We start from the raw sequence: 17,915 nt of genomic DNA on the forward strand, positions 1-17,915 counted from the left end.
CTTCACGCCATCAAGAAACTCGAACAAATAGCAGACATGAAAAAGGCCGGCATTGCGCCGGCCTTTTTCATGTCTGTCGTATGCGGTTGGCCTATCAGACGCCGATGGCGCTGCGGGCTTCCCTGAGCTGCTCCAGTGCATGCTGAGCCTTCGCCTTGGCTTCCGGCGTCTCGGCGTCTGCGACATCTTCTTCGGCGTCGCGGATCTGGCTGTCGAGCTCGACGCTGTCCAGTTCCTCGACCGGCGTGGCGCGCTCGGCAAGAAGCGTGAAACCGGCCTCGTTGACGTCGGCGAATCCGCCGCGAACAAAGATCCGCTGTTCCGCGCCACCTTCGAGCGTTGCCACAACCACGCCGGGCTTCAGCGTCGTCATGACCGGGGCGTGGTGCGCCATGACCGTAAAGTAGCCTTCTGCACCCGGTACGTTAACGGCAGTCACTGCTTCCGACAGGAGCAGCCGTTCGGGAGAGACGAGTTCGAACTGGAAGCTGTCAGCCATCTGTCGCTTGCCTGTCTGGCTCTGCGCCTACGGCGACGTCAGAGCACTTCATGGATGGGGGAAAGCGGATCAAAAGCCCGCTTTCCTGACGTCGGTCGAGAAGTCCTACGCGGCTTCCGCAGCCAGGCGCTGGGCCTTTTCGACGGCCATCTCGATGGAGCCGACCATGTAGAAGGCAGCTTCCGGCAGATGGTCGTATTCGCCGGCAACGAGGCCCTTGAACGACTTGATCGTGTCTTCCAGCGGTACAAGCTGGCCTGGCGCGCCGGTGAAGACCTCGGCGACGAAGAACGGCTGCGACAGGAAGCGCTCGATCTTGCGGGCCCGCGCCACCGTCAGCTTGTCCTCTTCGGACAACTCGTCCATGCCGAGAATGGCAATGATGTCCTGCAGCGACTTGTACTTCTGCAGGATTTCCTGGACGCGGCGAGCCACATCATAGTGCTCCTCGCCGATGATCATCGGCGACAGCATGCGCGAGTTGGAGTCCAGCGGATCCACAGCGGGGTAGATGCCCTTCTCCGAGATCGCGCGGTTCAGCACGGTCGTCGCATCCAGATGGGCGAAGGACGTCGCCGGCGCCGGGTCGGTCAGATCGTCGGCAGGCACGTAGATGGCCTGAACCGAGGTGATCGAGCCCTTGTTGGTGGTCGTGATGCGCTCCTGCATCTGGCCCATGTCGGTGGCAAGCGTCGGCTGATAGCCCACCGCCGAGGGAATGCGGCCGAGAAGTGCCGACACTTCCGAGCCCGCCTGGGTGAAGCGGAAAATGTTGTCGACGAAGAACAGCACGTCCATGCCCTGGTCGCGGAAATGCTCGGCGATCGTCAGGCCGGTGAGCGCAACGCGGGCACGGGCACCGGGAGGCTCGTTCATCTGGCCGTAGACGAGTGCTGCCTTGGAGCCTTCGGCCGAGCCGTTGTTCTCGTGCGGGTCCTTGTTCACGCCGGACTCGATCATCTCGTGGTAGAGATCGTTGCCTTCGCGGGTGCGCTCGCCGACGCCGGCGAACACCGAGTAACCACCATGTGCCTTGGCGACGTTGTTGATCAGTTCCTGGATCAGCACGGTCTTACCGACGCCGGCGCCGCCGAACAGGCCGATCTTGCCGCCGCGAGCGTAGGGTGCCAGCAGGTCGATGACCTTGATGCCAGTAACAAGGATCTGCGATTCCGGCGACTGCTCGATATAGGCAGGGGCTTCCTGGTGGATGCCGCGCTTCTTCTCGTACTGGATCGGTCCGACCTCATCGATCGGCTCGCCGATGACGTTCATGATGCGGCCGAGGGTGCCGTCGCCGACGGGAACCTCGATCGGGCCGCCCGTGTCGGTGACAGGCTGGCCACGTACCAGACCTTCAGTCAGGTCCATGGCGATGGTGCGGACGGTGTTCTCACCAAGATGCTGTGCGACCTCGAGAACCAGGCGAGTGCCATGGTTGTCGCACTCAAGCGCGTTCAGAATCGCCGGCAGGTTGCCATCGAACTCGACGTCGACGACGGCGCCGATGACCTGTGCGACGCGGCCCGTCGAGCCGGTATTATTTGTGTTGTCAGCCATCGGTGGCCTCCTCTCAGATACCTAGAGCGCCTCGGCGCCCGAAATGATTTCGACCAGTTCCGTCGTGATCTGCGCCTGACGCTGCCGATTGTAGGAGACCGAAAGGCGGTCGATCATGTCACCGGCGTTTCGCGTAGCATTATCCATTGCCGACATCCGCGCACCCTGCTCGGACGCGGCATTCTCCAGTAGCGCATGCAGAATCTGGATCTTGATGTTGCGCGGGATCAGTTCCTCGAGGATCTGGCCCGGCTCAGGCTCGTATTCGTAGATTGTGGATGTGGCGTCCGCGGCATCCGTGTCGACTGACGCGGGGATCAGACGCTGGCGGCTCGGGATCTGCGTGACGACGTTCTGGAATGCCGAGTAGAAGACCGAACAGACATCGAACTCGCCCTTCTCGAACAGGTCGATGATCGTCTGGCCGATTGCCTCGGCATGTTCGAAGCCGACGCGCTTGGCTTCGCGCAGGTCTGTCCGCTCGACAACCTTCGACGCCAGGTCGCGGCGCATCTGGTCCCAGCCCTTCTTGCCGACGACCATGAACTTCACGGTCTTGCCGGCTGCCTCCAGCTCGCGCTGATGAGCGCGGGCCAGCTTGACGATGGACGAGTTGAAGCCGCCGCACAGGCCGCGATCGGCAGTGCAGACGACGAGCAGATGCACGTCGTCCTTGCCGTTGCCGACCATCAGCGGGGGACCATCGCCCTCGATGGCACCCGCAATGTTGGCGAGGACCGTGGCCATGCGGTCGGAATAGGGCCGCGCAGCCTGCGCAGCTTCTTCCGCCCGGCGCAGCTTGGCCGCCGCGACCATCTGCATGGCCTTGGTGATCTTCTGCGTGGACTTCACCGACGCGATGCGGTTCCGCAGATCCTTCAGGGATGCCATGGCTTGGCGCTATCTCCCGCTGGCTTGGCTTCGCCCGAATGGGCGAAGCTCAGGCAGGTTTTCTGGCTCAGGCGAAGCTCTTGGCGAAACTGTCGATCGCCGACTTCAACTTGGCACGGAGGTCGTCCGAGAGCGCCTTTTCGGTGGCGATCTGGTCGAGCACGTCCTTGTGCTCGTTGCGCAGGGACGTGAGCAGACCCTCCTCAAACTCACCGACCTGGTCGACCCGAAGCTTGTCGAGATAACCCTGGGTGCCGGCGAAGATCACCGCCACCTGCTCTTCGGTCTTGAGCGGCGAGAACTGGGGCTGCTTCAGCAGTTCCGTCAGGCGCGCACCGCGATTGAGGAGACGCTGGGTCGCGGCGTCGAGATCGGAGCCGAACTGCGCGAACGCCGCCATCTCGCGATACTGGGCGAGCTCGCCCTTGATCGAGCCGGCGACCTGCTTCATCGCCTTGATCTGTGCCGCCGAACCGACGCGGCTGACCGAGAGGCCGACGTTCACCGCAGGACGAATGCCCTGGAAGAACAGGGTCGTCTCGAGGAAGATCTGGCCGTCTGTGATCGAGATCACGTTGGTCGGGATATAGGCCGACACGTCGCCGGCCTGGGTCTCGATGACCGGCAGGGCGGTCAATGAACCGGCACCGAGCTCGTCGTTGAGCTTGGCGGCGCGCTCCAGAAGACGCGAATGCAGGTAGAAGACGTCGCCGGGATAGGCTTCGCGGCCGGGCGGACGACGCAGCAGCAGCGACATCTGGCGGTAGGCGACGGCCTGCTTCGACAGATCGTCATAGCCGATCACGGCGTGCATAGCGTTGTCGCGGAAAAACTCGCCGATGGCGCAGCCCGTGAACGGGGCGATGTACTGCATCGGCGCCGGATCGGATGCGGTCGCAGCGATGACGACGGAATATTCCATCGCGCCGCGCTCCTCGAGGGTGCGGACGAACTGCGCGACGGTCGAACGCTTCTGCCCGACAGCGACATAGATGCAATAGAGCTTGTCGGCTTCGCGGTTCTCGTCGTGCGCCGGCTTCTGGTTCAGGAACGTGTCCAGCAGGATGGCGGTCTTGCCGGTCTGGCGATCGCCGATGACCAGTTCGCGCTGGCCGCGACCGATCGGGATCAGTGCGTCGATGGACTTCAGACCAGTCGACATCGGCTCATGCACGGACTTGCGCGGGATGATTCCCGGCGCCTTGACGTCGACCCGGCGACGCTCGGTCGACTCGATCGGGCCCTTGCCGTCGATCGGGTTGCCGAGGCCGTCGACGACGCGGCCGAGAAGGCCCTTGCCGACCGGCACTTCGACGATGTTGCCGGTACGCTTGACGGTGTCGCCTTCCTTGATGGCCCGGTCGGAGCCGAAGATGACGACGCCGACATTGTCGGCTTCCAGGTTCAGGGCCATGCCCTGGATGCCGCCGGGAAACTCGACCATCTCGCCGGCCTGGCAATTGTCGAGCCCGTAGACGCGGGCGATGCCATCACCGACCGACAGAACCTGTCCGACTTCCGAGACTTCCGCCTCGGAACCGAAGTTCTTGATCTGGTCCTTGAGGATTGCGGAAATTTCCGCGGCGCGGATGTCCATCAGCCGACCTCTTTCAGTGCAAGCTTAAGCGAATTGAGTTTGGTGCGAAGCGAGGTGTCGATCTGGCGCGACCCGATCCGGACAACCAGTCCGCCGAGAATTGCCGGGTCGACGCTTTCGCGCATGGTCACGGTCTTGCCGGCATAGGAGCCGACTGCCTCTGAGAGCTGCCTGCGCTGCTCGTCGGACAAAGCGTGGGCGCTGGTCACTTCCGCAACGATCTCGCCGCGGTGATCAGCTGCCATCTTGCGGAAGCCACGGACCATGCCGGGAAGGGCGAACAGGCGGCGGTTGGCCGCGACGACACGCAGAAAATTGCCGGTGAGCTCGCTGGGCTTCACCGACGCCACCACGGCACCGATCGCCTTCAACTGCTCATCCGATGTGAAGGCCGGGCTCTCGACCAGCCGCCGGAAGTCGGCGCTTTCGTCGATCAGCCCCTGGAAGGCATCGAGCTCGGACTCGACGGTTTCGACCGCGCCGTTATCACGTGCGAGTTCGAAAAGGGACTGGGCGTAGCGGTCTGCGACCCCCGAAACGGGAGAGGATGATTGTGCCACGGACGACCGTTTCTCTTTCGCGTTCCGTTCAAGCTATTCGTTGCGCCCCGAAGCGAGATCGCCCCAAAATCTTGAAACCGTTAATTGAATACCGAAGGGCGAGCGAGCAAGCCGCATTGCCTTTCCGAAGACAGGGGACCCTCTAGCATGAGGCTTTCCCGGCCACAACACGACTTCCGCAGGCTTTGCGCCCCAATTAGGCCCGCTATCCCGTCAGTTGGGGATGAACCCGAAGACCGGCGCCAAGGCAGCGGCGGCCAGTGCCAGCGCGAGGACGAGCATCACCCAGTTGAAGATCGTCGCGCCGCGGTCCGACAGGATGGATACAAAGCGACCGAAACCGGTGAACAGCCAGCCGGCACCCAGCGCCATCTGCACGAACGGTTGATTGTAGAATGCCGCAGTGACGATGCCGACCCCGAGCCAGAAGCCCGCAATGGTGGCGCGTGCCTCCGCCACCGCCTCGGGATGCGTCTGACGGGTTTCGAGGCGCAGGAGCCGCAGGGTGATTCGCGGCGCGAAAAGTGCGACGAGGCCGAAGAGGATGGTGGCGCAGGCTGCCGCGAATGGCAGCAAGTCGGCGTTGGTCTGCGGCAGGGCGAAATCCATCGGGTCTCCATCGGCGTGATCGGCAAGGCTGGCAGCTTATACCGATGCGCTGGCGACGGTGGAAGGCACGGCAAACTGGCCGGCGACTCTGTAGGTCGTTCGCCCGATGCGTCCGCGCTCAGGGAAAGAGCGCGGTGATCCGTTTCCAGGCCGGCGCGACGATGTAGCCGATGACAGGAATCAGTGCCGCGCCGATGACCAGTCCGACGATACCGGCGCCGGTGGCCGAAACGATCCAGTGCACTGTGCCAGGAAGGGCTGGCATCGCGTGTGCCGCAACCTCCGCAAGATGTTCGATCGTATGGCCGATCCAGGGAAGACCGTAGCCCTCGAGCCCATGGACGATGATGCCGCCGCCAACCCAGATCATCGCCGCGGTGCCGACGACGGTCAGGACCTTCAGGAAGATCGGCATGCCGATGACAAGGCCGCGGCCAATTCTGCGGGACAGGCTGCCAAAGATCGAACCGGACTGGCTGCTCGCCATTGCGACGCCGACATCGTCGGCCTTCACGATGATCGCCACGCTGCCGTAAACAACGACGGTGACTCCGATACCGACGATTGCAAGGACGATGACCTGGGTCCAGAAGCCACCGGTCCCCAAGTCCGAGAGTGTGATCGCCATGATCTCTGCCGAAAGAATGAAGTCGGTCTTGATGGCGCTGGTGACCTTGCGATCCTCACGCGTCTTGGCGCTGACCGCCTCGCCGATCGTTTCCTCATGAGCGTGGGCCTTGTGAGGAAAAAGCGCTTCGTAGACCTTCTCGGCCCCTTCATAGCATAGATATAGCCCGCCCAGCAGGAGTAGGGGGGTGATCGCCCAAGGCGCGAAGTAGCTCAGCACCAGGGCAATCGGCAGCAGGTAGAGCAGTTTGTTCTTGAACGATCCGAGGGCGATCTTGCCGACAATTGGCAGTTCGCGCTCGGCCGCGAAGCCGGTGACGTATCGCGGCGTGACTGCGGCGTCGTCGATGACGACGCCCGCCGCCTTCGTGCCGGCCTTGGCCGCCTGTCCCACGACATCGTCGAGAGAGGCCGCCGCCACCTTGGCGAGAGCCGTCACGTCGTCGATCAGAGCGATCAATCCAATACTCACGGCGTCCGCCTCTTGCTCAAATCACGATCCATGCGTCCTGAGCAGAAATGCCGCAGCCGCGAAGGCGCAAAGCTGGCGCGCCGCGATGAAAGTTCCAGAGCATAGCCTGAACTGGTCGTCAGCCGCGGCACTCGCCGGCAATATTCACCTGTTCCTTCTTGTCCCCCCAGAACACCGTCATGCTGCCCTCGTATTCCGGTGTCTCGTTTGCCCGGTCGCGGACGACGCTGATAGAAAGATTGACGTTGATCCGCGGTTCGCCGGCCGAGCGCCACACCGTTACCACGGCGCCGTCCTTGGTCGCGGCGGTGCGGCCCTTCTCAAGCTCGCGTACGAGGCCATTCGCCATCACGTAGCCTCGCTCGAGGCCTGTGTGACCGCCGTCCACCATGGTCAGGAAGACGAAGGGAGCCGGTTCACCCCGGACCTCGTCCTCGCCATGACGATTCGGGTCGGTGAAGGTGCAGCGGCTGGTGATCGGGAACCAATGCATCAGCCCGAGTGTCAACTCACGAGGAGTCTCGGCCGCATTCAGCGAAGGCGTCTGTCCGGGCTTGGGCGGTGCGAAGGGCGAAGTCTCGAGGCGAACGGCGCCCTCGGACGGTTTGTCCTGCGCCCCGGCTGGAGCGACAAGCCAGAGGCCAACCGCACACGCCATAACGGCCGCGGTCGACCAATTGTACCCGTCCCGCAAACGCATCGATGCCTCCCTCATGTCCGTAATCGCCCCGCCTGTCCCATTTGTTCTATAGAAAGCTTTGCGGGTCCACGTCGACCTGCATCTGCACCGATCCGCGCGGCCGGGGCGCAGCGGCGATCATGGCACGCAGGAATGCCTGGATATGCGATTTGCGTGGTGCGTGAACAAGCAGCCGAAAGCGGTGCCGCCCGCGCAGCACGGCCAACGGTGCTTCGGCTGGCCCCAGAACCTCGATCGCATCGTCCCGAGGCGCGGCGCGACGCAGTTCGCGGCCGTATTCCTCGGCCTCCCTGCGGCTGTTAGCCGAGACGATGATGCTGGCAAGGCGCCCGAAGGGCGGCAGGGCCGTTCGCTCACGCTCGGCGATTTCGTGTTCGTAGAAGCGCGTCGCATCGCCCGAGGCGATCGCCTGCATCACCGGGTGCTCAGGCTGCCAGGTCTGTATCATGCCGCGGCTGGCACGACCCCCGCTGCGCCCGGCCCGCCCGGTCACCTGATGCAAGAGCTGGAAGGTCCGCTCGGCTGCGCGCGGATCGCCATTTGCCAGACCGAGATCGGCGTCGATCGCGCCGACCAGTGTCATCATCGGGAAATGGTGTCCCTTGGCGACGAGCTGGGTGCCGATGACGATATCGGCTTCCCCTTCAGCGATGGCATCCAGTTCGCGGCGCAGGCGGCGCGTCCCGCCAGGCAGGTCCGACGAAAGGAGAATGGTCCGTGCTTCCGGAAAATCTGTCAGCATCTCTTCCGCGATGCGCTCCACACCCGGACCACATGCGACCAGATGATCGAGCGTCCCGCATTCCGGGCAGGCTTCGGGACGGCGCACGGCGAAGCCGCAATGATGGCACTGGAGTTGACCGCGCAGCCGGTGGTCGACCAGCCAGGTCGAACAGTCGGGGCACTGAAACCTGTGTCCGCACACCCGGCAGAGGGTCAGAGGCGCATAGCCTCGGCGGTTGAGGAAGAGGAGCGCCTGTTCGCCTCTCGCGACGGTCTCCGCAATGGCCTTGGCGAGAATGGGGGAAACGAATCGACCCCGCGCGGGCGGCGTGCTGCGCATGTCGATCAGCGACAGATCCGGCATTGCCGCCTCGGCGAAGCGGCCGGTCAGGCGGACATGGCCGTAGCGGCCCGCGGCGGCATTGACCCGCGTCTCCACCGACGGCGTGGCCGAAGCGAGGATGACGGGAAATCCTCCGAGCGAAGCCCGGACAACCGCCATGTCTCGCGCGTGGTAGAAGGTTCGTTCCTCCTGCTTGTAGGCGGGGTCATGTTCCTCGTCGACGATGACGAGGCCGAGATCCTGAAATGGCAGGAACAACGCCGAGCGCGCGCCAGCGACGATGCGGACGCGACCTTCGGCGAGCTGGCGCCAGACCTTCTCGCGCTGGCGGGGCGGCACGTCGGAATGCCACTCCGCGGGCGGCGCGCCGAAGCGCGCATGAAACCGGTCAATGAAGCTCTGGGTAAGGGCGATCTCCGGTAGCAGGATCAGTACCTGACGGCCTTTCTCCAGCGCTGCCGCCACCGCCTCGAAATAGACCTCGGTCTTGCCTGACCCCGTGACGCCTTCCAGCAATGTCGCGCTGAAACCCTCGGTCGCGACCATTGCCGAAAGCGCGTCGGCCGCGATCCGCTGATCCTCATTGAGGTCCGCACGGTCATAGTTGGTGTCCGGCACGGCAACCGCCGCGGGCGGCGGCAGGCGAACGCGCTCAAAGACGCCCTGCTTGATCAGTCCGTCGACAACAGACGCAGTGACACCGGCCGCATGGGCCAGCCCCATCCGGGCCCAGGTCGGCGCCTCGGCAGCCGTCGCCATGACCCGTTGACGGGTCTCGGTCATACGGCTCGGCGGCGTATCGGTCACCGCGAGTCCGTCGATCCAGGGCTCTGGATCGAAGGCGGCAGGCGCCCGCAGGGCCATGCGCGCAACGAGCCCCGGCGGCGAAAGCGTGTAGTCGGCCACCCAGTCGATGAAGCGGCGCATCGTGTGGTCGAGGGGTGGGCAGTCGAATACACGCGTGATCGCGCGCAGCTTGCGCGGATCGACCTCGTCCGTCGCGCCATCCCAGACGACTCCGGCGACCTGACGGGGGCCGAGCGGCACCTGAACGATCGAACCGGGCCGAACGGACATGCCGTCAGGCACCGCATAGGAATAGGGGCGATTGCCCGGCAGTGGGACCAGTACAGGCACGGTGGTCGTCGCAAAGAGCTGGCCGGTCTGGTTCAAATGAAGGGGTCCGGACGTATTGGTCATGCGGGGGCGACGACGGAAGGGGCCGCGAATCGCGAAGGCCTCGCGACAGTCTAGGGACCGAGGCGCGACGTCGAAACCCGAAGGTCCCGGCCAAGGAAAACGGCCCGAATCATCATCTGGCCGCATCCTTCGTCATCTGCAAGGCCGGGCGGCATGTTCTCGCCGGCTGCGGCGACCTATATGGAGCGTCGCGGTCGGGCGCATGTAGCGCAAACCGGGGCCGGGCTGATATGCATCCGGCGAATTTTCACCCGAGGCCGAATGAGGGCGCCATGAAATTCTTCGTCGATACCGCCGATCTCTCCGAGATCAGGGAGCTTTCCGAAACGGGCCTGATCGATGGGGTCACCACCAACCCGTCGCTGATCATGAAGGCCGACCGGCCAATGTCGGACATCATCGCCGAAATCTGCGAGATCGTCGACGGACCCGTGTCGGCCGAAGTCGCGGCGGTGGATGCCGACGAGATGATCCGCGAAGGCAAGCATCTCGCCGCGATCGCCGACAATGTCTGTATCAAGCTGCCGCTGACGCTGGCGGGCCTGAAGGCGTGCAAGGAGCTTACCGACGAAGGTTTCCAGACCAACGTCACCCTTTGCTTCTCTGCCGTACAGGCGCTGCTCGCCGCCAAGGCCGGCGCCACATACATCTCGCCCTTCATCGGTCGGCTCGACGATATCAACATCGACGGCATGGGGCTGATCGCCGATATCCGGCGCATCTACGACAATTACGGCTTCGAAACCGAAATTCTGGCCGCCTCGATTCGCACCTCGAACCATGTGCGCGAGGCTGCACTGCTCGGCGCCGACGTGGCCACCGTCCCGCCGGCAACGCTCAAGGCCCTCGTGAAGCATCCGCTGACCGACAAGGGCCTCGACACCTTTCTCGCCGACTGGAAGAAGACCGGCCAGACCATCGGCTGAATGACCGGGCGGTACCGGCAGATAAAGAAAGGGCGGTGCCAGCAGACACCGCCCTTTCTGCTTCGTCAGGCCGTCCAGGCTCAAGCCTGGAAATGGCTCTCCATGAAGTAGATCGCCTTATCGAGGCCTCGGCCGGTGGCCGTCAGCAGATCCTCTGTCAACGGGTCGCCGGCTTCGGAGGCTTCCTCGATACCCTTCTCGACAGCGGCGCTCCACTTGGAATAGCTCTCGGTCAGCCGCCGGAGGTGATCCTCGGACTTCACGAGATCCAGCGGGTAGGGATCCAGCAGGGAATTCTCCGCCGCTGCCTGAACCGTGCCATGGGCCTGGCCGCCGAGCGCCGTGAGGCGCTCGGCGATGGTGTCGACATACGCCTCGGTCTGCTCGTGCAACTCGTCGAACAGCTTGTGCACGGCGATGAAGTTCATGCCCTTTACGTTCCAGTGGGCCTGCTTGGTCTGATAGGTGATGTCGACTGCGGTGGCGAGATGCTTCTGCAGGAGGTCGACCATCGTCCCGCGGATGTTCTCTGAGATCGGGTTCATGGTCTTGTGCATCTTGGTTTTTGCGCTTTTGGCCATGGTGGCTCCTTCTGGTGGGCCCGCTCCGCTTCGTAGAGGACTGAGCCGAGAATTATGGGTCTCCCGCATAATCGCCTGTGATCATAACGGTTCCATCTGCGACCAGTTGGCGCGACGATTAACGGGCCGTTTGAAGATGCCGGATCAACTCCCACTCTTCCCGATTGATGTGACCGGCCCAACTGCGCACATGTCGCATGCGATGCCCCTGTCGCCTCTTGCAAACGGAGTCTCTCGATGAAGACCATGCTCATCACAGGCGCATCGACAGGGATCGGTGCAGCGACGGCCCGGCGGGCGGTCGCTGCCGGCTATCAGGTCGCCTTGGCGGCGCGATCCAAGGACAAGCTCGATGGGCTCGTCACCGAGATCGGCCAGGACAAGGCGATGGCGGTCGCCTGCGACGTGACGGACTACAGCGCCCAGCAGGCGATGGCGGAGGCGGTCATTGACCGCTTCGGCGGGATCGATGTGGTGTTCGCCAATGCCGGCATCGGTTCGAATTCATCCGGTACCGCTGGAGGGGACGTAGACAACTGGCATCGGATGGTGACCACCAATATTCTCGGGGCCATGTACACGGTGAAGGCGACGCATGACGCGGTCGTTGCGGCCAAGGGGCATTACGTCCTGACCGGCTCGATCGCAGGCCGCAAGGTCCTGGCGGGATCGATCTACGGCGCGACCAAATGGGCGATCACCGGATATGGGCAGAACCTGCGCGAGGAACTGCGCGAGCACGGCGTCAAAGTGACACTGATCGAACCGGGCATGGTGGATACCCCGTTCTTCGACCAGCCGAAGCCGGACGCCATGCAGGCCGATGATGTGGCCGGTGCCGTTCTCTACGCCATTTCGCAGCCGGAGAACGTCCTGGCCGGCGAAATCTGGATCGAGCCGATGAAGCGGTGAGGCGACCGCGGGCAGGGGCTGGCGCCCCGCCCGCAGCGGGAAAGTCTTTGTCCGTGCGCTCACCGAAGTCATGGTCCTCAGTCCGGTGAGCGACCGCCGCGGTGAACCTCACCGGCTTCTCGGGATACTCCGTTGAAAGCGGGTGCAGCGGTTCGACTACCCCATCGCGTCCTTGATGCCTTCGAAGGCATTGTCGCCCCAGACGTCCCTGATCCTGGCATCGCGACCGCAGCTGAAGCGGTAGTATTTATATTTCAGCGAATTCTTCTTGTAGTAATCCTGGTGGTAGCCTTCTGCAGGCCAGAAGGTCGGGGCGGATGCGATGGGGGTGACCACCTTCGGTAGATCCTTGGCGACAGCGGCCTTGGAGGCCTTGGCCTTCTGCAGCTGGTCCTGATCCGTGGCGAAGATCGCGGTCGTGTAGGAATGGCCACGGTCGCAGAACTGGCCGCCGGCGTCCGTCGGGTCGACCGAGTGCCAGAAGACGTTCAGCAACTGGTCGTAGCTGACGCGCTTCGGATCATAGGTGATCCGCACCGCCTCCACGTGGCCGGGATGGTTCTGGTAGGTGGGGTTCTGGTTCTCGCCGCCGATATAGCCCGACGTCGTGTCGAGGACGCCGGCCACATGGTCGAAATCGCTCTCGACGCACCAGAAGCAGCCGCCGGCGAATATCGCCGTCTTGGTGCTCTGGGCGGCAGCGCCGCCCGGCATGAGGCTGGCCCCTGCGGCGAGTGCGGCGGCGAACAGCCCCGCCAGCGCAAATCCGGTTCTTCCTGCCATGGTCTCATTCCCTTGCTGGTCGCTGCACGGGCAGCCATCCCTCTTGTCGTGCCCATTGGTGCGCGATCGGAGGCGGCCCGCTCAACACAAGCTTCGGTGAGGCGAGTGGAATTGTTTCAGGCGGCCAGAGGAAAACCTTGGGTTCCGGCCCAGCTAGCTCCGACGCGGCGAAGACGTTTCACCGCATCGGAGCCGTTCGGCGATCAGCCGCCGTCGGCCTGGAAGCCGGCGGCCTCGATGCCGGCGGTGGCGGCCGCCTCGTCATTGTCGGAGGTGTCGCCGGTGATGCCGACGGCGCCGAGGATGACGCCGCCCTCACCACGGACGAGGACACCGCCCGGTACCGGGACCAGCACGCCCTTGGCGAGCGCGTTCATCGACTGGATGAAATAGGGCTGCTGCTCGGCCCGCTTCCAGATCGCCCGCGAGCCCATGCCCAGGGCGATGGCGCCGTTGGCCTTGCCCATGGCGATGTCGGGCCGCATGCGGGACGAGCCGTCGGCGCGCTCGAGGGCGACCAGTGCGCCGCCCGCGTCGAGGACGGCGATGGTGAGCGGCTTGAAGCCCTTGGCGGCGCCCATCTTCATGGCTTCGGCGATGATGATGCGGGCCTTGTCGAGTGTCAGCATGGTGTTCCCTCCGTTGCGTGCGCCCGGCAGATAGCACAGGCGGGCAGGGAGTCACGTGCGCGGCGTCAGGGGGCCGGGTGCATGGTGTAGCGCACGCCGGCCTGGCCGGGGCTGCTCCAGATCAGCTCGACCTCGTGGGTGGTGCCCTCGGCGAGATCCTGCAGCAGGAAGATCCGCGGCAGGTCGACCGCCACGAGGAACTGCAGCCTGGCGCCGGTCTCGGAGCGGTCGACCATGGCGCAATCGGTGATACTTTCCTGCGCATGGTCATCACGCGCTGGGGCCGCAGCCGCGTGCGCACGCGCCGCGCGCGGCGCTTGTCCCGGAACTGCGTCGCCTTGCCCCATCTGGCCAGCAAACTGCCCATCAATCCCACCGCATGTTTCCGATGGCCCAGCATCGCCGAGATTCGTTAACCGGCGCCGACCCGCCAGGGTAAATCGGACGGAAACATGCACGCTGTGGCCCTGCCGCCGCAGCAGCGGACACCCGGTGCCGCTCAGGCGAAGCGGCGGGCGGCGTCGAGGGCCAGGCCCAGGCCGACCGAGCCGAAGGCATCGGACCGGGCGATGCGGGCGTCCGGAAAGCGGGCGGTGGCGGCGGCGCGCACGGCCGGCACCTGCGCGCCGCCGCCGGTCAGGATGACCGTCTCGATCGCCGCCGGCGCGACACCGGCGCTGGCCAGGGCGGCGTCGATCGCCGCGGCGATGCGGGCGACCAGCTCGGCAGTGGCCTCCTCGAAGGCGGCGCGGGTCGCCGGCGCCTCCAGCATCAGCCCGGTCTCGGCCAACTTGATGACGGCTCCGTCGGCGTCGGTGAGGGCAATCTTGGCGGCCTCGACGGCGCCGGCCAGGCGATGGCCGGAGCGATGCACCAGCAGATGCTCGAAGCGGGCGAGCTTGTCCGGCTCGGCCGCCTCGCGGGCCAGGCCCCGAATGTCGCGCAGGATCTTGGCGGTGTAGAGCGTGTTGACCCGGTGCCAGGTGGCCATGTCGTTGAAGTACCAGACCGGCAGGCGGCGCTTGCCGTCGGCGGTGGCGCTGCCCATACCGAAATGCGGCATGACACGGGCCAGCGACAGAAGACGGTCGAAATCGGTGCCGCCGACATGGACGCCGGTCGAGGCGAGGATGTCGTCCCGCCGCTCGCCGCTACCGGCCCGCGCACGCTCGGGCGACAGGCGCACGACCGAAAAGTCCGAGGTGCCGCCGCCGATGTCGACCACCAGGGCCAGCTCTTCCGACGCGACGGTGCTTTCGTAATAGAGCGCGGCGGCCACCGGCTCGAACTGGAACTCGACATGGCCGAAGCCTTCGGCGCGGGCGGCGGCGGCAAGCTGGTCCTGGGCGGCGCGGTCGGCGGCCGAATCGTCGTCGACGAACTGCACCGGCCGGCCGAACACCACGCGGTCGGTGGCCACGGCCTCGGGCCCGTCGCCGGCGCGGGCGGCCTCGGCCTCCAGCTTTTCGCGCAGATGCCGCAGGAACCGGCCGATCAGCGCCTCGAAGCTCATGCGCTGGCGCCCGATCGGGGTGGTCTCGGCCATCAGCGAGGTGCCGAGGATCGATTTCAGCGCCCGCATGAAGCGGCCCTCGGCGCCGTCGACATATTCGAAGACGGCGGCGCGGCCCACATATGTGCCGCCATCCTCGAGGCTGAAGAACAGCGCCGAGGGGATGGTCGGGCTGCCGGCCTCCACCGGCACCAGCGCCGGCGCGCCGCCGGGCGCGGCCAGAGCGAGGGTGGAATTGGTGGTGCCGAAATCGAGGCCGGGAAAACGGGGCATGGACAACTCGCGGGGGGAATCGGGCGGCGCGCCGATCGCCGGCGGGCACGGGCAGGGCAGGGGTGGAAGCGGCGGTGTCTACAGCATCGGCCGGCAAACCGGAATCGCTTTTCGGGGTGATTGCGCATGGGGGCGTGCCGCGGGCGCCGGTCTCCTGCGCGGGCCCCTGCGCGAGCCGATGGCGCCGGCCGGACGCGCGGCGGCATGTCCGCGCCCGGATCGACCGGGCCGGAGCCTGACGGCGCCGTTTGGTCCCGCGGCCGCCGGGCGGCGCTGGCGGGACCTGTCTGGCCGCCCGGTCACGGGCGACGGAACGCCGGAGGCCGACCCTCCGATAGCAAGTGTTCGGTCCGCCTCCGGCGTTCCGCACGGTGGGTTCCCAGGACCGGGCGAGGTCTCGATTCCCGCCCGCCGCCGAACCATTCCCCCGGCGCCGCCGGCCATGCCGGGGCGCCNATAGCAAGTGTTCGGTCCGCCTCCGGCGTTCCGCACGGTGGGTTCCCAGGACCGGGCGAGGTCTCGATTCCCGCCCGCCGCCGAACCATTCCCCCGGCGCCGCCGGCCATGCCGGGGCGCCAGGTTCCGGGAAGCTGCCGGCAGGAGCATGACCCCCCGCCCGGCAGCGTGCCGCCTTCCCCGCAGAACGGAAGGCCGGCTCGGCCGTCACCCGGCCCGGTTCCGCCGCTCCGGACGCGACCTGAACCGGCACCGCCCGCCAGGATTGCTCCCTTGGCCCCCGAACGATCCCGGTGATCATTCGCGCCCGTTTCGCGGGCCGGCGGTGTGGCGATGATGCGCGCGGCGAGACAGGCGGGGAGAAGTTTTTTTGGGGAGGTTTCGTGCGCGCCGGGAATCAGCCGACCGGAATGTCGAAATGCAGCACGTCCTCGCGCTGCCCAAGCCCGGTGTAGAGGGCGATGGCCGGGTCGTCGCCGCGGTCGGCCTGGACGAAGACGACCCAAGCACCGCGGGCCTTGGCCTCACGCGTCATGGCCGCGATGAGCCGCGTGGCGATCCCCTGGCGTCGATGGGCGGCGTCCACCGCCAAGTCGTAGATGTATCCCTCGCTGCGCGCCTGCTCGTATTTCGGCAGGATGTAGCCGGCCAGACCGCCGACCACGGCGCCGTCCCTGATCGCCGCCAGGGCGACGAAGGTGTCGCGCGCCAGGAGTTGCGCCAGCCATTCGTCGCTCGGCGGGGACGCACCGTACGTGTCCGGCTCGTCGAATACCTTGCCGAACAGGGCCAGCATGGTGCGCATGGTGGGAAGGTCGTCGGGGGTGAGGAGGTGGATGGTGGTCATGGGGCGGTGCAGGTTTGTATTGGGCTTTCGTGGATTTCGCGGATGATCGGCAGCCCCAGCAGAGTAGCCCCTCATCCTGAACCTGTCGAAGGACGAGGCGCGCTCGGGGCAAGCTGGAGCGTTCCCCTCGTGGTTCGACAGGCTCACCATGAGGGGGGAGGAGTTGGCGCGCGGCGTTGAGGTTTTGGGTGTCTGTCGGTGGTGGGTTTGTCTGGCGCGTTTCCGCAGAGTGAAGCGTTTCAGGAACCCCTCATGGTGAGCCTGTCGAACCACGAGGGGTGAAAGTCTCGGTTTTCGGTGCGGGCCTACGGGGCGCGTGCGGGAGGTGGGAATGGGCAGGCGCGGCGGGTCGGACGAGATTGCGGCGATCGTTGCAGCCTGGCGGGAGGCCGGACTGGCGCAGGATCGGGCGATCGCGGCGGATGACGCCGGGGCGTTCAACCGGCTGGCGCGGCGGCTGTTGGCGTATGAGACGACGCTGAATGATCGCGCCGGGGACGGGCGGCGGGCGCTGCTGCCGTTGCTGGCGGATGGCAATGTGCAGGTCCGGCTGAACGCCGCCCATGCAACGCTGACGATTGCTCCCGAAGCCGCGCGGCAGGCGCTGGCGGCGATTGCGCGCGACGAGGCCGGGACGCAGGCCATGGATGTCGGCATGACGCTGCGGATGCTGGACGACGGGCGGTTCGTTCCGCGATGAGAGGGGCGGGTTTTCGTGGGGGAAGAGCCGTTCGGCGCGTTCAGGACTTCCGATAAGGGGCGGATTGGGGCGGGCATGTGTGTGGCGGCGGGGTTGGGTGCCTACCGGGCGTGTCCAGCGCGCTTTTGCAGAGTCAGGCGTTTGCGGAACCCCTCATGGTGAGCCTGTCGAACCACGAGGGGTGTCAGGCGTGGTGGTTGGAGCGTTCCCCTCGTGGTTCGACAGGCTCTCCATGAGGGGGGGAGAGGGCGGCTCACCAAGAGGGGGAGAGGGAGGCGCCCCATGAGGGGAGGCGCTGCAGGAGGCAGGGAGAGAGAGGCGCACGGTGAGGCCGTCGCACGGTGAGGCAGTCGCATCTTGAGGGGAGCACGTTCGGTTGCCAAGGCGCAAGGCTTGTCGGTCCAGGGCAATCGGGTGAGTTGGCGCGTGACATTTGGTGCAAGTACTGAATCTGTGGGTTCCCAATTGATTCGATTGGGAGATTGCGGGAATGGCTGTGTCCGACGAGGCGGTA

Annotated in this window: 18 protein-coding genes; 3 read left to right on the plus strand and 15 right to left on the minus strand. The window is 65.6% G+C overall.

The genetic code is table 11. The features are described 5' to 3' along the window. Positions 1 to 94: 94 nt before the first annotated feature. The 9 genes from VQ042_RS03995 to VQ042_RS04035 all read right to left on the minus strand — a co-directional run bounded on the left by VQ042_RS03995 (position 95) and on the right by VQ042_RS04035 (position 9,781). Positions 95 to 499 (minus strand): F0F1 ATP synthase subunit epsilon, encoded by a 405-nt coding sequence (locus VQ042_RS03995; protein WP_331815811.1) that lies wholly within the window; start codon positions 497 to 499, stop codon positions 95 to 97. Positions 500 to 604: 105 nt separating this feature from the next. Beyond that, positions 605 to 2,059, minus strand: coding sequence for a F0F1 ATP synthase subunit beta (gene atpD / locus VQ042_RS04000; protein ID WP_331815812.1), 1,455 nt, complete (start codon positions 2,057 to 2,059; stop codon positions 605 to 607). Positions 2,060 to 2,080: 21 nt separating this feature from the next. Further along, the gene (locus VQ042_RS04005) at positions 2,081 to 2,950 is read right to left on the minus strand and encodes a F0F1 ATP synthase subunit gamma (protein WP_331815813.1); all 870 of its coding nucleotides are present in this window, start codon (positions 2,948 to 2,950) and stop codon (positions 2,081 to 2,083) included. Between the two features lie 67 nt (positions 2,951 to 3,017). After that, positions 3,018 to 4,547, minus strand: coding sequence for a F0F1 ATP synthase subunit alpha (gene atpA, locus VQ042_RS04010; RefSeq protein WP_331815814.1), 1,530 nt, complete (start codon positions 4,545 to 4,547; stop codon positions 3,018 to 3,020). Then, positions 4,547 to 5,107, minus strand: coding sequence for a F0F1 ATP synthase subunit delta (locus tag VQ042_RS04015; RefSeq protein ID WP_331815815.1), 561 nt, complete (start codon positions 5,105 to 5,107; stop codon positions 4,547 to 4,549). The genes atpA and VQ042_RS04015 overlap by 1 nt, the downstream gene beginning before the upstream one ends. A gap of 213 nt (positions 5,108 to 5,320) precedes the next feature. Then, positions 5,321 to 5,716, minus strand: coding sequence for an AGROH133_08824 family phage infection protein (locus VQ042_RS04020; RefSeq protein ID WP_331815817.1), 396 nt, complete (start codon positions 5,714 to 5,716; stop codon positions 5,321 to 5,323). 118 nt (positions 5,717 to 5,834) lie between these two features. After that, complete coding sequence (locus tag VQ042_RS04025; protein ID WP_331815819.1) at positions 5,835 to 6,815, minus strand: DUF808 domain-containing protein; 981 nt, start codon at positions 6,813 to 6,815, stop codon at positions 5,835 to 5,837. Positions 6,816 to 6,933: 118 nt separating this feature from the next. Further along, positions 6,934 to 7,515: a hypothetical protein gene (locus VQ042_RS04030; protein ID WP_331815821.1), complete on the minus strand. Its 582-nt coding sequence runs from the start codon at positions 7,513 to 7,515 to the stop codon at positions 6,934 to 6,936. A 46-nt stretch (positions 7,516 to 7,561) separates the two neighbouring features. Continuing rightward, complete coding sequence (locus VQ042_RS04035; RefSeq protein WP_442880020.1) at positions 7,562 to 9,781, minus strand: primosomal protein N'; 2,220 nt, start codon at positions 9,779 to 9,781, stop codon at positions 7,562 to 7,564. A gap of 272 nt (positions 9,782 to 10,053) precedes the next feature. Here VQ042_RS04035 and fsa point away from each other — a divergent pair, with 272 nt between their 5' ends. Next, positions 10,054 to 10,707: a fructose-6-phosphate aldolase gene (gene fsa, locus VQ042_RS04040; protein ID WP_331815825.1), complete on the plus strand. Its 654-nt coding sequence runs from the start codon at positions 10,054 to 10,056 to the stop codon at positions 10,705 to 10,707. A gap of 80 nt (positions 10,708 to 10,787) precedes the next feature. Here the strand turns inward: fsa and dps are convergent, their stop codons facing one another. Next, positions 10,788 to 11,288: a DNA starvation/stationary phase protection protein Dps gene (gene dps, locus VQ042_RS04045; RefSeq protein ID WP_331815827.1), complete on the minus strand. Its 501-nt coding sequence runs from the start codon at positions 11,286 to 11,288 to the stop codon at positions 10,788 to 10,790. A 237-nt stretch (positions 11,289 to 11,525) separates the two neighbouring features. Here dps and VQ042_RS04050 point away from each other — a divergent pair, with 237 nt between their 5' ends. After that, on the plus strand, positions 11,526 to 12,200 hold the full coding sequence (locus VQ042_RS04050; protein ID WP_331815829.1) for an SDR family oxidoreductase: 675 nt from the start codon (positions 11,526 to 11,528) through the stop codon (positions 12,198 to 12,200). A gap of 156 nt (positions 12,201 to 12,356) precedes the next feature. Here VQ042_RS04050 and msrA read toward each other — a convergent pair whose 3' ends face one another. The 5 genes from msrA to VQ042_RS04075 all read right to left on the minus strand — a co-directional run bounded on the left by msrA (position 12,357) and on the right by VQ042_RS04075 (position 16,701). Further along, on the minus strand, positions 12,357 to 12,983 hold the full coding sequence (gene msrA, locus VQ042_RS04055; protein ID WP_331815831.1) for a peptide-methionine (S)-S-oxide reductase MsrA: 627 nt from the start codon (positions 12,981 to 12,983) through the stop codon (positions 12,357 to 12,359). A 203-nt stretch (positions 12,984 to 13,186) separates the two neighbouring features. Then, the gene (locus VQ042_RS04060; RefSeq protein ID WP_331815833.1) at positions 13,187 to 13,612 is read right to left on the minus strand and encodes a GlcG/HbpS family heme-binding protein; all 426 of its coding nucleotides are present in this window, start codon (positions 13,610 to 13,612) and stop codon (positions 13,187 to 13,189) included. A 65-nt stretch (positions 13,613 to 13,677) separates the two neighbouring features. After that, positions 13,678 to 13,848 (minus strand): hypothetical protein, encoded by a 171-nt coding sequence (locus VQ042_RS04065; RefSeq protein ID WP_331815835.1) that lies wholly within the window; start codon positions 13,846 to 13,848, stop codon positions 13,678 to 13,680. 263 nt (positions 13,849 to 14,111) lie between these two features. After that, on the minus strand, positions 14,112 to 15,398 hold the full coding sequence (locus tag VQ042_RS04070) for an Hsp70 family protein (RefSeq protein ID WP_331815837.1): 1,287 nt from the start codon (positions 15,396 to 15,398) through the stop codon (positions 14,112 to 14,114). Positions 15,399 to 16,251: 853 nt separating this feature from the next. Next, positions 16,252 to 16,701, minus strand: a complete 450-nt coding sequence (locus tag VQ042_RS04075) for an AAC(3)-I family aminoglycoside N-acetyltransferase (RefSeq protein WP_331815839.1) — start codon at positions 16,699 to 16,701, stop codon at positions 16,252 to 16,254. Between the two features lie 331 nt (positions 16,702 to 17,032). Between VQ042_RS04075 and VQ042_RS04080 the strand changes: the two genes are divergently transcribed. Beyond that, positions 17,033 to 17,401 carry a DUF2019 domain-containing protein gene (locus tag VQ042_RS04080; RefSeq protein WP_331815841.1) on the plus strand — a complete coding sequence of 123 codons (369 nt, stop codon included), beginning with the start codon at positions 17,033 to 17,035 and terminating at the stop codon, positions 17,399 to 17,401. The last annotated feature ends 514 nt before the right edge of the window (positions 17,402 to 17,915 follow it).

The organism is Aurantimonas sp. A2-1-M11 (assembly GCF_036549475.1).
Lineage (GTDB): Bacteria > Pseudomonadota > Alphaproteobacteria > Rhizobiales > Rhizobiaceae > Aurantimonas.

What these genes read in the sequence shown, in the direction of transcription:
- VQ042_RS04030 (WP_331815821.1), bottom strand. Translation starts at nt 7,515, where the DNA reads ATGCGTTTGCGGGACGGGTACAATTGGTCGACCGCGGCCGTTATGGCG.
- VQ042_RS04060 (WP_331815833.1), bottom strand. Translation starts at nt 13,612, where the DNA reads ATGCTGACACTCGACAAGGCCCGCATCATCATCGCCGAAGCCATGAAG.
- VQ042_RS04075 (WP_331815839.1), bottom strand. Translation starts at nt 16,701, where the DNA reads ATGACCACCATCCACCTCCTCACCCCCGACGACCTTCCCACCATGCGC.
- VQ042_RS04065 (WP_331815835.1), bottom strand. Translation starts at nt 13,848, where the DNA reads ATGGTCGACCGCTCCGAGACCGGCGCCAGGCTGCAGTTCCTCGTGGCG.
- atpD (WP_331815812.1), bottom strand. Translation starts at nt 2,059, where the DNA reads ATGGCTGACAACACAAATAATACCGGCTCGACGGGCCGCGTCGCACAG.
- VQ042_RS04020 (WP_331815817.1), bottom strand. Translation starts at nt 5,716, where the DNA reads ATGGATTTCGCCCTGCCGCAGACCAACGCCGACTTGCTGCCATTCGCG.
- VQ042_RS04080 (WP_331815841.1), top strand. Translation starts at nt 17,033, where the DNA reads ATGGGCAGGCGCGGCGGGTCGGACGAGATTGCGGCGATCGTTGCAGCC.
- fsa (WP_331815825.1), top strand. Translation starts at nt 10,054, where the DNA reads ATGAAATTCTTCGTCGATACCGCCGATCTCTCCGAGATCAGGGAGCTT.
- VQ042_RS03995 (WP_331815811.1), bottom strand. Translation starts at nt 499, where the DNA reads ATGGCTGACAGCTTCCAGTTCGAACTCGTCTCTCCCGAACGGCTGCTC.
- VQ042_RS04035 (WP_442880020.1), bottom strand. Translation starts at nt 9,781, where the DNA reads ATGACCAATACGTCCGGACCCCTTCATTTGAACCAGACCGGCCAGCTC.
- dps (WP_331815827.1), bottom strand. Translation starts at nt 11,288, where the DNA reads ATGGCCAAAAGCGCAAAAACCAAGATGCACAAGACCATGAACCCGATC.
- VQ042_RS04070 (WP_331815837.1), bottom strand. Translation starts at nt 15,398, where the DNA reads ATGCCCCGTTTTCCCGGCCTCGATTTCGGCACCACCAATTCCACCCTC.
- msrA (WP_331815831.1), bottom strand. Translation starts at nt 12,983, where the DNA reads ATGGCAGGAAGAACCGGATTTGCGCTGGCGGGGCTGTTCGCCGCCGCA.
- VQ042_RS04005 (WP_331815813.1), bottom strand. Translation starts at nt 2,950, where the DNA reads ATGGCATCCCTGAAGGATCTGCGGAACCGCATCGCGTCGGTGAAGTCC.
- VQ042_RS04050 (WP_331815829.1), top strand. Translation starts at nt 11,526, where the DNA reads ATGAAGACCATGCTCATCACAGGCGCATCGACAGGGATCGGTGCAGCG.
- atpA (WP_331815814.1), bottom strand. Translation starts at nt 4,547, where the DNA reads ATGGACATCCGCGCCGCGGAAATTTCCGCAATCCTCAAGGACCAGATC.